This is a genomic window from Arthrobacter sp. 05N425, from assembly GCF_056397125.1.
On the sequence record NZ_JBFTMU010000001.1, the window covers coordinates 173,874 to 184,808 of the forward strand.

11 protein-coding genes are annotated in these 10,935 nt (G+C 68.0%); 8 read left to right on the plus strand and 3 right to left on the minus strand.

All coding sequences use genetic code 11. The features are described from left to right. Positions 1-2: 2 nt before the first annotated feature. The gene (locus tag AC1DGE_RS00835) at positions 3-782 is read right to left on the minus strand and encodes an ABC transporter permease (protein WP_476916709.1); all 780 of its coding nucleotides are present in this window, start codon (positions 780-782) and stop codon (positions 3-5) included. Beyond that, complete coding sequence (locus tag AC1DGE_RS00840) at positions 779-1,744, minus strand: ABC transporter ATP-binding protein (RefSeq protein ID WP_441418694.1); 966 nt, start codon at positions 1,742-1,744, stop codon at positions 779-781. Before AC1DGE_RS00840 ends, AC1DGE_RS00835 begins: the two co-directional genes overlap by 4 nt. A 114-nt stretch (positions 1,745-1,858) precedes the next feature. On the opposite strand from AC1DGE_RS00840, the gene AC1DGE_RS00845 reads away from it, so the two are divergent. The 6 genes from AC1DGE_RS00845 to AC1DGE_RS00870 all read left to right on the plus strand — a co-directional run bounded on the left by AC1DGE_RS00845 (position 1,859) and on the right by AC1DGE_RS00870 (position 7,098). Next, positions 1,859-2,701, plus strand: coding sequence for a helix-turn-helix transcriptional regulator (locus tag AC1DGE_RS00845; RefSeq protein ID WP_476916710.1), 843 nt, complete (start codon positions 1,859-1,861; stop codon positions 2,699-2,701). Further along, positions 2,701-4,164 (plus strand): Fe-S cluster assembly protein SufB, encoded by a 1,464-nt coding sequence (gene sufB, locus AC1DGE_RS00850; RefSeq protein ID WP_441418696.1) that lies wholly within the window; start codon positions 2,701-2,703, stop codon positions 4,162-4,164. Before AC1DGE_RS00845 ends, sufB begins: the two co-directional genes overlap by 1 nt. Continuing rightward, the gene (sufD, locus tag AC1DGE_RS00855) at positions 4,164-5,450 is read left to right on the plus strand and encodes a Fe-S cluster assembly protein SufD (protein WP_476892578.1); all 1,287 of its coding nucleotides are present in this window, start codon (positions 4,164-4,166) and stop codon (positions 5,448-5,450) included. Before sufB ends, sufD begins: the two co-directional genes overlap by 1 nt. A 31-nt stretch (positions 5,451-5,481) precedes the next feature. Further along, entirely contained in the window at positions 5,482-5,841 is a 360-nt protein-coding gene (locus AC1DGE_RS00860; protein ID WP_476892577.1) for a non-heme iron oxygenase ferredoxin subunit, read from the plus strand. A 113-nt stretch (positions 5,842-5,954) separates the two neighbouring features. Next, positions 5,955-6,752, plus strand: a complete 798-nt coding sequence (gene sufC, locus AC1DGE_RS00865) for a Fe-S cluster assembly ATPase SufC (protein WP_441418699.1) — start codon at positions 5,955-5,957, stop codon at positions 6,750-6,752. Between the two features lie 13 nt (positions 6,753-6,765). Beyond that, positions 6,766-7,098 carry a metal-sulfur cluster assembly factor gene (locus tag AC1DGE_RS00870; RefSeq protein ID WP_138769377.1) on the plus strand — a complete coding sequence of 111 codons (333 nt, stop codon included), beginning with the start codon at positions 6,766-6,768 and terminating at the stop codon, positions 7,096-7,098. Between the two features lie 133 nt (positions 7,099-7,231). Here the strand turns inward: AC1DGE_RS00870 and ypfJ are convergent, their stop codons facing one another. Next, a complete protein-coding gene (gene ypfJ / locus AC1DGE_RS00875) occupies positions 7,232-8,116 on the minus strand; it encodes a KPN_02809 family neutral zinc metallopeptidase (RefSeq protein ID WP_476892575.1) in 885 nt (294 codons plus the stop codon). A 58-nt stretch (positions 8,117-8,174) separates the two neighbouring features. Here ypfJ and AC1DGE_RS00880 point away from each other — a divergent pair, with 58 nt between their 5' ends. After that, the gene (locus AC1DGE_RS00880; protein WP_476916711.1) at positions 8,175-9,605 is read left to right on the plus strand and encodes a class I adenylate-forming enzyme family protein; all 1,431 of its coding nucleotides are present in this window, start codon (positions 8,175-8,177) and stop codon (positions 9,603-9,605) included. Continuing rightward, positions 9,577-10,848 (plus strand): thiolase family protein, encoded by a 1,272-nt coding sequence (locus AC1DGE_RS00885; protein WP_476892573.1) that lies wholly within the window; start codon positions 9,577-9,579, stop codon positions 10,846-10,848. The genes AC1DGE_RS00880 and AC1DGE_RS00885 overlap by 29 nt, the downstream gene beginning before the upstream one ends. The last annotated feature ends 87 nt before the right edge of the window (positions 10,849-10,935 follow it).

Sequence of the window (10,935 nt, forward strand, 5' to 3'; positions counted from 1 at the left end):
TCTCAATTCCACTTGAACCAACGGGTTGCTGCGGCGCCGGCAATGGCCGTCCAGAGCAGCAGGACAAAGACGGCGGCGAGATTGACGCTGCCGTGCAGGAAAGCATCCCGCAGCGCCTGGCCCAGCGCGCCGGAGGGAAGGAAGTGCACAATCGCCTGGGCGAGAGCGGGGAGGCGCTCGGCCGGGATGACGATGCCGCCGAGGGCGCCCAGCAGGATCCACAGCAGGTTGGTGATCGCCAGCGTGGCCTCCGGCCGGACCGTGCCGGCCACCAGCAGGCCAAGGGCGGTGAAGGCAGCGGCGCCGAGGACCAGCAGCAGCAAGCCCGGGAGCAGCCCCGGCGCCGACGGCCGCCAGCCCAGGGGCAGGGCGACCGCTGCGACCACCAGCACCTGAAGCAGCAGCACCGCCAGCACCGCGAGCACCTTGCCCAGGATCAGGCCCGCACGGCCCAGCGGTGTGGTGGAGAGGAAACGCAGCACCCCGTAACGGCGGTCGAATCCCGTGGCGATGCCTTGGCCGGTGAACGCCGTGGACATGGCGCAGAGGGCGAGGATGCCCGGCACGGCGATATTGATCCTGCTGGAACCAAGGCCGTCCAGCAGGGGAGTAACCGTCAGGCCCACGAGGGCCAGCAACGGCAGGATGATCGCGAGGATCAGCTGTTCGCCGTTACGGATCATGGTGACGGTCTCATACTTGCCCTGCAGCAGGATCCGGCGCAGCAGGGGAGCGGGGGCGCTGCCCAGCGGGGTGCCGGCGGTGGCGGGGGCGGAGCTCATCGGATCTCCCTTCCGGAGATGTCGAGGAAGACGTCCTCGAGGCTGCGGGCGGCCAGGCTCATGGAGGCCGGCATTATGCCGCGGTCCGCCCACCAGGCCGTGACGGCGGCGAGGTCGGCGGGCGTGAGCGCACCGGTGGCGCTGTAGCTTCCGGCGCGCGTCTCGCGGATGTCGACGTCGGCGGGCAGGACGCCGGCCAGGTCCAGTCCGGGCTCCGCTTCGAAATGCAGCGTCCGGATGTGCTGTTCGCCGGCGGCCGCCAGTTCGTGCCGCAGCAACTGCGCTACGGTGCCTTCGGCGACGTTCCGGCCGGCGTCGATGATGTAGACGTAGTCGGCCAGGCGCTGGGCGTCGTCCATGAGGTGGGTCGTGAGGATGATGGCCATGCCGCGGTCCCGTAGTTCGGCGATTAGCTCAAAGACCAACTGGCGGGACTGCGGGTCCAGGCCGGCGCTGGGCTCATCGAGGAAAAGCACTTCGGGGCGGCCCACCAGGGCTGCGGCCAGGGCGAGGCGCTGTTTTTGGCCGCCGGAGAGTCGCCGAACGGAGGTCCGGCTGAAAGCGTCGATGCCCAGGCGCGCCACGAGTTCGTCCACCGGCCACGGGTCCTGGTACATCCCGGCGATGTGCCTGAGCAGCGGGATCGGGCGGGCCGACGGCGGCAGGCCGCCGTCCTGGAGCATGACGCCGACGCGGGCGCGCAGCTCCGCCCCGGCCGTGTCCGGATCCTGGCCGAGCAGGCTGATGCTGCCGCCGGACCGTTTCTGCAGGCCCTGGGCGCATTCGATGGTGGTGGTCTTACCAGCCCCGTTGGCCCCCAGCAGGGCGGTCACCTGGCCGCGCTCGGCAACGAGGGAGACGCCACTGACCACCCGCAGCATTTTGCCGTCAAGGCTGGGCAGCGGACCAACATCCTTGATGAGCCCGCTGATTGTCAGGGCGGGGGATTCGGGAGATCGCACCAAAGCATTCTACGCGATGTAGTAGGCGCGGCCCCGATCCGGAGCCAGCGCCAGGAAAGCCATGCCTTACTGGATCGGGGGAGTAAATTACGACATGATTGTGTTGTGTATTCCATGAGCCCAACTACTTCTGCCGCGCCTGCCGTGCGCGCGGAGTCGGCCGAGCCTGCCGAAGGCGAGGCTGTTCCCGCAGCAATGCCTGCGGCGATGGCTGCCGACGCGGAGGAACGCACCCGGGACCGAGTCTTGGCGGCTGTGCTCGAACACGGTCCGATCAGCGCCGCGGAGCTCGGCGAGCTGCTCGGTTTCACTCCGGCGGCGGTTCGACGTCACCTGGACCACCTCTCACGTCACGGCGTGATCGAAGTCAAGCGCGCGGCCCGTGCAGGCGCCGGCGCGGGGCGCCCGGCGCGCCGCTACGTGCTCAGCTCGCAGGGCCAGTCCACGCTCGGCAACGACTACCTCGACATCGCCAGCTCCGCGCTGCGGCGGCTCGGCGACATGGCCGGCGAGGACGCGGTACGGGAGTTCGCCGTCGAGCGTTTCGCCGAAATGGAACGCCGCTACGCGCCGGAAATCGAGCGGGCGGGAACCGATATCACGGCCCGCGCGCAGGCCTTGTCCGAGGCGTTGAGCCGCGACGGTTTTGTCGCCTCGGCGCAGTCAATCGAGGCCAAGGCGCCGCTGCCGGCCGCCCTTTCCAGCGTCCAGCTCTGCCAGGGCCACTGCCCCATCCAGCAGCTCGCCGCGCAGTTCCCGGTGTTCTGCGACGTGGAGACCGAACTGTTCTCCCGGCTGGTCGGCGTCGATGTGCGCAGGCTCTCCACCCTGGCGCGCGGCGGCCATGTCTGCACCACCCACATACCTACGGGCCGTCCGGCCGCCGTCGGGGCTCCCAGCCCCGCGGGCCCGGGCAACCCGGACGAAGTATCCAACCATCTGCAAGAAAGGCCGTGATGACGGACCAACTATCAGAGAAGAAGGTTGCTGAATCCACTGTGATCTCGGAGATTCTGGAAAAGAATCCCGAGCTCCACGGAATCGGAACCTACGAATACGGCTGGGCCGACAAGAACGACGTCGGCGCCAACGCACGCCGTGGTATCGATGAGGACGTCGTACGTGACATCTCCGGCAAGAAGAACGAGCCGGAATGGATGCTGGACCTGCGCCTGAAAGGCCTGAAGTACTTCGACCGCAAGCCCATGCCCACCTGGGGTGCGGACCTGTCCGGCATCGACTTCGACAACATCAAGTACTTCGTGCGCTCCACGGAGAAGCAGGCCGCCACCTGGGAGGACCTGCCCGAGGACATCCGGAACACCTACGAGAAGCTGGGCATCCCGGAAGCCGAGCGCAGCCGCCTCGTCTCCGGCGTCGCCGCCCAGTACGAGTCCGAGGTGGTCTACCACCAGATCCGCGAGGACCTGGAAGCCCAGGGCGTCATCTTCCTGGACACGGACACCGCGCTGCGCGAGCACCCGGAAATCTTCCAGGAGTACTTCGGCACCATCATCCCGGTGGGCGATAACAAGTTCGCCTCGCTGAACACGGCGGTCTGGTCCGGCGGCTCCTTCGTCTACGTGCCCAAGGGCGTCCACGTGGACATCCCGCTGCAGGCCTACTTCCGCATCAACACGGAAAACATGGGCCAGTTCGAGCGCACCCTGATCATCGCGGACGAGGACTCCTACGTCCACTACATCGAGGGCTGCACCGCGCCGATCTACACCTCGGACTCGCTGCACTCCGCCGTCGTGGAGATCATCGTGAAGAAGGGCGCCCGCGTCCGCTACACGACCATCCAGAACTGGTCCAACAACGTGTACAACCTGGTCACCAAGCGCGCCATCTGCGAAGAGGGCGCCACCATGGAGTGGATCGATGGCAACATCGGCTCCAAGGTCACCATGAAGTACCCGGCCGTCTACCTCGTGGGCGAAGGCGCCAAGGGCGAGACTCTCTCGATCGCGTTCGCCGGCGAAGGCCAGCACCAGGACACCGGCTCCAAGATGGTCCACATCGCGCCCAACACCAAGAGCTCGATCATCTCCAAGTCCGTGGCCCGCGGCGGCGGCCGGGCTGCCTACCGCGGCCTGGTCCAGGTCCGCGAAGGCGCCAAGCACTCGGCCAACACGGTCCGCTGTGACGCGCTGCTGGTGGACACGATCAGCCGCTCGGACACGTACCCGTACATCGACATCCGCGAGGACGACGTCACCATGGGCCACGAGGCCACGGTCTCGCGGGTCAGCGAAGAACAGCTGTTCTACCTGATGTCCCGTGGCATGCGCGAAGACGAGGCCATGGCGATGATCGTCCGCGGCTTCATCGAGCCGATTGCCCGCGAACTGCCGATGGAATACGCCCTCGAGCTGAACCGCCTGATTGAACTGCAGATGGAAGGATCGGTCGGTTAATGACTGACATCACTACTGAAAAGGCCCGCATCGGCGCGCCCTCAGCCCAGCCGTTCATCAACGGTTTCACCGAGGAAGGCGAGAGCCTTTCACCGCTGAACGCCGCGGAGTCCAAGTCGCCGCTGGCCGGCGAAGCCGTCAAGCGCCACTCGCACGGCGGCGGCGTCGGCGTCCCGGACAGCTCACGCGCCGGCCGCCTGACCTCGTACAAGCTGGCGGACTTCAAGCCGCTGACCGGCATGGAGGAAGACTGGCGGTTCACCCCGCTCAAGCGCCTCCGCGGCCTGCACACCGACGTCCTCAGCGGCGCGGCACCGTCCGTGGCCGTCACCGGCCCGGACAGCGTCCGGATCGAGACCGTCGGCCGGGACGATGCCCGCATCGGCTCCGCCGCCATCCCCGAGGACCGGGTCTCCGCGAACGCCTGGGAGAACTTCACCGAGGCCACCGTCATCACGGTTCCCGCCGAGGTCCAGGCCGAGGGCGAGGTCAGCGTAGTCCTGACCGGCCAGGGCACCGGGGCCTCCGCGCAGCACGTTGTGATCATCGCGGAGAAGTTCTCCAAGGCCGTTGTTGTGCTGGACCACCAGGGCACCGCCGTCGTCGCGGAAAACGTCGAGATCCTGGTCGAGGACGGCGCGCAGCTCACCGTCATCTCCCTCCAGGAATGGAACGACGACGCCGTGCACGCCTCCTCCCAGCAGGCGAAGCTCGGCCGCGACGCCAAGTTCAAGCACATCGTCGTCAGCCTCGGCGGCGACCTGGTCCGTGTCACGCCGTCGACCCGCTTCACCGCCCCCGGCGCCGAAGCGGAAATGTTCGGCCTCTACTTCGCGGACGCAGGCCAGCACCTCGAGCAGCGCCTCTTCGTGGACCACGCCGTCGCCAACTGCAAGTCCAACGTGCTCTACAAGGGCGCCCTGCAGGGCCGGAACGCGCACACCGTCTGGGTGGGCGACGTCCTGATCCGCAAGGAAGCAGAAGGCACCGACACCTACGAGGCCAACCGCAACCTGGTCCTCACCGACGGTGCCCGCGCGGATTCCGTGCCGAACCTTGAGATTGAAACCGGCCTGATCGCCGGCGCCGGCCACGCCAGCGCCACCGGCCGCTTCGACGACGAGCACCTGTTCTACCTGATGGCCCGCGGCATTCCGGAAAAGGTGGCCCGCCGACTGGTGGTCCGCGGCTTCCTGAACGAGATCATCCAGCAGATCAAGGTCCCCGCCATCGAAGAGCGCCTCACGGCCGCCGTCGAGCGCGAGCTCGCCGCCACGGAAAACTAGTGCACGGCACTAGGGAAGACGGACAACGAACATGACGGAACAGCCAAGGGGCGAGCTGGTCTGCAACGCCAGCGAGATCCAGGTCAAGCAGGCGCTGCGGATCCTGATCGATGACTACCCGGTAGCGGTCGTCAAGGACTCGATGGGGGAGATCCACGCCATCGGCGATACCTGCTCGCATGCAGACATCTCGCTCTCCGAGGGTGAAGTGGAAGGCTGCAAGATCGAATGCTGGGGCCACGGCTCACAGTTCGACCTGCGCAGCGGCCAGCCGCTCCAGCTGCCCGCCTACGATCCCGTGCCTGTCTTCGCCGTGACCATTCAGGGCGACGACGTCTACGTAGACGTCAGCACCATCCTGAACGGCGCCGAAGCTCCGAACTTCAGCTGACCGCCGGGGCAAGCCACGCTTGTCCCGGCCGGGCCGGCAACCAGCACCACAAAAACTTATCGACGAGAAAACGCACCGCCGCCGAGGCGGGGGTGCAGAGGAGAACAAGACACATGTCTACTCTTGAGATCAAGGACCTGCACGTCAGCATTGACACCGAGCAGGGCACCAAGGAAATCCTTAAGGGCGTCAGCCTGACCATCAAGACCGGCCAGACGCACGCCATCATGGGTCCCAACGGCTCGGGCAAGTCCACCCTGGCCTCCACCATCGCCGGGCACCCGCGCTACAACGTCACGAGCGGCACCATCACGCTTGACGGCGAAGACGTCCTCGCGATGAGCGTTGACGAGCGCGCCCGCGCCGGCCTGTTCCTGGCCATGCAGTACCCGGTCGAGGTTCCCGGCGTCAGCATGACCAACTTCCTGCGCACCGCCAAGACCGCCATTGACGGCGAAGCCCCGAAGCTCCGCACTTGGACTAAGGACGTCAAGGCTGCCATGGCCCAGCTGCGCATCGACGCCGACTTCACCCAGCGCAACGTCAACGAGGGCTTCTCCGGCGGCGAGAAGAAGCGCGTGGAGATCCTCCAGCTGGAGCTCTTCAAGCCGAAGTTCGCCATCCTCGACGAGACCGACTCCGGCCTGGATGTCGACGCGCTCAAGGTCGTCTCCGAGGGCGTCAACCGCGCCCACGCCGAGGGCAACATGGGCACCCTGCTGATCACCCACTACACCCGGATCCTGCGCTACATCAAGCCGGAATTCGTGCACGTGTTCGTGGACGGCAAGGTTGTCGAAGAGGGCGGCCCGGAGCTGGCCGACCGCCTTGAAGAAGAAGGCTACGACCGCTACCTCCCGGGCGCCGGAGCCGCCGCCATCGCTGCCGCCGACGCCGCAGCACAGGCCTAGTTAGGACTACGCCATGACCGAAATCAATATGGCCCGCACGGGCCTCGAGGATGTCGAAGAGGCACTCAAGGATGTGATCGACCCGGAGCTGGGCGTGAACATCGTTGACCTGGGCCTGCTCTACGGCCTGAAGTACTCAGACGACGACGGCGCCCTGCTGATCGACATGACGCTCACCACGGCGGCCTGCCCCCTCACCGACGTGATCGAGGAGCAGGTAGGCAAGGCCCTGGACGGCATTGTCGACGACTGGCGGCTGAACTGGGTGTGGATGCCGCCATGGGGTCCGGAGCGGATCACCGAAGACGGCCGCGACCAGATGCGGGCCCTGGGCTTCAACATCTAGGATCCCCACAACGACGGCGGGCCCACCTCTTGGAGGTGGGCCCGCCGTCGTTTTCTCTGCCGCGATGACATCGAGTGCTCCGCAACGGCCCTTTTGGAGGCCCATAACGGTGGTTTCGGAGCGGTCGATCGGGTTAAGGGGTCGCGACCTTAAAGGTGTCGCACTGGTTGATGTCGCCGGTCTTGTAACCCTGGTAGAACCATTTCTGCCGCTGCGCGCTGGAGCCGTGGGTCCAGGACTCCGGCGAAACCCGCCCGGTGGCTGCCTTCTGGATCCGGTCGTCGCCCACGGAGGAGGCTGCGGACAGGGCGTCCTGCAGGTCCTGCGTCTTGAGCGGTTCCAGGAACGGCTGACCGCTCTTCGGGTCCTTGGTGGTGGTGGCGTAGCGGACCCACAGGCCCGCATAGCAGTCGGCCTGGAGCTCCACCCGCACCGCGCCGGACTGCGGACCCTGGGGATCCTGCTGGGCGCGGTCGATGGTGCCGAGGACATTCTGGATATGGTGGCCGAACTCGTGGGCCACCACGTACTCCTGCGCCAGCGGGCCGCCCGAGGATCCGAAGCGGTCCACGAGTTCCTGGAAGAAGCCCGGATCGAAGTACGCCGTCTGGTCGGCGGGGCAGTAGAACGGGCCGACCTCCGAGGTGGCGTTGCCGCAGCCGGTGTTGGTGGCGCCGCGGAACAGGACCGTCTCCGGCTGCGGGTACTTCTTGTTGTACTGCGCCAGATAATCCGGCCAGAAGGCATTCAGGCTGTTGACCGTGCCCACGATCCGGCATTCCAGGCGGGCGTCGGCGTCGGCGCCGGTCTTGCAGGCCGGCGCGGTGCTTTGGCTCTGTGTCTGGTCCTGGGTAGTGCCGGCCAGGCCCTCCAGGAGCTGCGGATTGATGCCGAACAGCGCGGCCAACAGCAGCACGATGCCGCCGCCGATCCCGCCGCCGATTTTGGTGCCGCGGCCCATGCCGCCGCGGCTCTGGACCTGCGACGGGTCCAGTTGCACGTTGTCATTGAAACTCATGCTGTCACAATATCCTCTCCCGGCGGCCGGGACCCCGCTGCCCGGTAAAGTTGACCCGATGCCTTTTCTTGACAGACTCCAGCGTTGGGCCGATGAGCGCCCCGACGGCACCGCCGTCGTCGTGGCCGGAAAACGCCTGAGCTGGTCCGAACTGCGGAACGCGGCGGCTGCGCTCGTCCCGGTGACGCCGGCCGTCACGGTGCTGGCCGAGCGCAACTCCACGGATTTTGCGGTCGCCTTCGCGGCGGCCGTCGCGGCCGGCCGCCGCTGCGCCGTGCTGGACCCCACCTGGCCGCAGCAGCTCCTGGACGCCATCACGGCCCGGATCGCGGAAGCCGTTCCCGCTGACGGCACCGGCCTGGGCAGCGAACTCGAGGACGGGTCACCTGAGTCGCCTTTCCTGATCGGGCTCACCTCCGGCACGACTGCGCTGCCCAAGGCGTTCACCCGCTCGCGGCGCTCCTGGCGGCTGTCCTTCGAGTCTTCGGTCGAGTTTTTTGGCCTGGGGCCCGAGGACCGGACGCTCGCACCCGGACCGCTTGCCGCCAGCCTCAATCTTTATGCGCTTGCCGAATGCCTGTATGCCGGCTCTGAATTCCACACCCTCGAGCAGTTCGACGTCGGCGACGCACACACCGCGGTCAGCCATGACGGCATCACCCGGCTGGTCCTGGTACCGACCATGCTGCGGCTGCTCAGTGAGCGCGGCCTGGCCGGCGGCGTGGATGCCTCCGGCCTGCGGAGCATCATCTGCGCCGGCTCCAAGCTCGACGCGCGCACCCTGGAGGCCGCCCGCCGCTGGGCGCCGAACGCGACGATCTTCGAGTACTACGGCGCCGCGGAGCTCAGTTTCGTCGCCGGCGCAGGACTCCGGCCGGGCGAGGCCCCGGCGTCCAGCTTGAGAGCGTTCGGCGGGACGGCGAACGGCACGGGAATCGGCGGTCCGTTTCCCGGCGTCGAGATCAGGATTCTCGACGACGGCGGCGCCGCGGTTCCTGACGGATGCGACGGCAACGTCTGCGTGCGCAGTGGCATGGTCAGCGAGGGCTACCTGTGGGGCGACGACGGCACGGCGCTGCAGTGCTTCGACGGCTGGCACACTGTGGGGGACCGGGGCTACCTGTCCGACGGAACCCTGCATTTGCTGGGGCGCCGTTCGGACATGATTGTCACGGCGGGGACCAACGTGTACCCGCACGAGGTTGAACTCGCCCTCGCGTCCGTACCGGGTGTCGCCGCCGCCATGGCCGCCGGGCAGCCGGACGACCTTCGCGGCCAGCGCGTCGTGGCCGCGGTACTGCCGTCCCACGGCGGTCTGACGGGCACGCAGCTGAAGGCCGGCGTCGAGGATGTCCTGGTCCGGAGCAAACGTCCGCTGGACTACTACGCATTGACCGAGCTGCCCCTCACCGATCGCGGCAAGCCCAGCCGGCCGCTGCTGCTTGAGTGGATCGCCCGGAATGATCCTCGTGTCCGGCGCCTTGGCTGAGGATCCGTTGCCTTCCCGGACGCCTTCGCCTGCACGGCGCCGGGGCGGTCTGTTGCCGGAGGACCGGCAGCCCGTCATCATCGCTGCCCTGCGGACCCCGCTCTGCCGCGCCCACGGAGCCCTGAAGACGCTGCCCGCCCACGAACTGTTGGCGCCGGTACTGCACCGACTGCTGGCCGACTCGGGTGTTGCACCGGACCAGGTGACGGACGTCGTGGTCGGGAACGCGGTGGGCGGCGGCGGCAATGTCGCCCGGCTGGCGGCCCTCGAGGCCGGGCTGGCCGTGGGCGTTCCGGGACTGACCGTGGACCGGCAGTGCGGGTCCGGCCTCGACGCGATCGTGCTGGCATCCCGGCTCGTCGCGTCCGGCGGCCAATTCGGCGGGGGTTCCGGCGGCGGCAGCGTGTATCTCGCCGGCGGGGTGGAGAGCATCAGCACCGCACCACTGCGGGCCAGGCGCGGCGCTGACGGCGAGCCGCAGTTCTTCAGCCGCGCCCAGTTCGCCCCCGGCAGCATCGGCGACCCGGACATGGGGGTGGCCGCCGAGAACGTCGCCGTCCGCCATGGTATTGAGCGGCAACGGCAGGACGACTTCGCGCTGCGCAGCCACCGTCGCGCCCTCGACGCCGCGGCGGCCGGAACCTTCGAAACCGAGACCGTCGCGCTGCCCGGGCCCGATGGTCCCGTGGGCTGCGATGACGGCCCACGCCGCTCGCTGACCCCGGCGTTGCTGGCCCGGTTCCCTGCCGCGTTCGTTCCCGGCGGGACCGTGACAGCCGGCAACTCCTGCTTCGACGCGGACGGGGCCGCCGCCGTCGTGATCACCTCGCTGGCCCGGGCGCGCCAACTCGGCGCACGGGACGGCCTCCTGGTCCTCGGGACGGACACCGCGGGCGTGGAGCCGGCGCTGCTGGGGATGGGCGCGGCGGCCGCCGCTGAACGCCTGCTTACGGTTTCCGGCGTCGCGGCCGGGGATCTCGGGCTGATCGAGTTCAACGAGGCGTTCGCATCCCAGACCCTGGCATGCCTCGACCAGCTGGGCATCGACTCGGAACGCGCGAACCTCGACGGCGGCGCCCTTGCCCTGGGGCACGCCTACGGGGCGTCCGGCGCGGTGCTCGTGTCCAGGTTGCTGGCCCAGGCCCGCCGGGAGGCCGTGGATGGCCGACTGGCCCTGGCCATGATCAGCATCGCTGGCGGGATGGGGACTGCTGCACTGTTCGAGTACCGCTCGCTCCGGTAGCGCCCTGCCGGGCATGCCCGTTCCTGGCTGCGAGGACTGGACATAGTGGTCACATGTCCAGTGCGCAGGACGAGGAATGGGCATGCG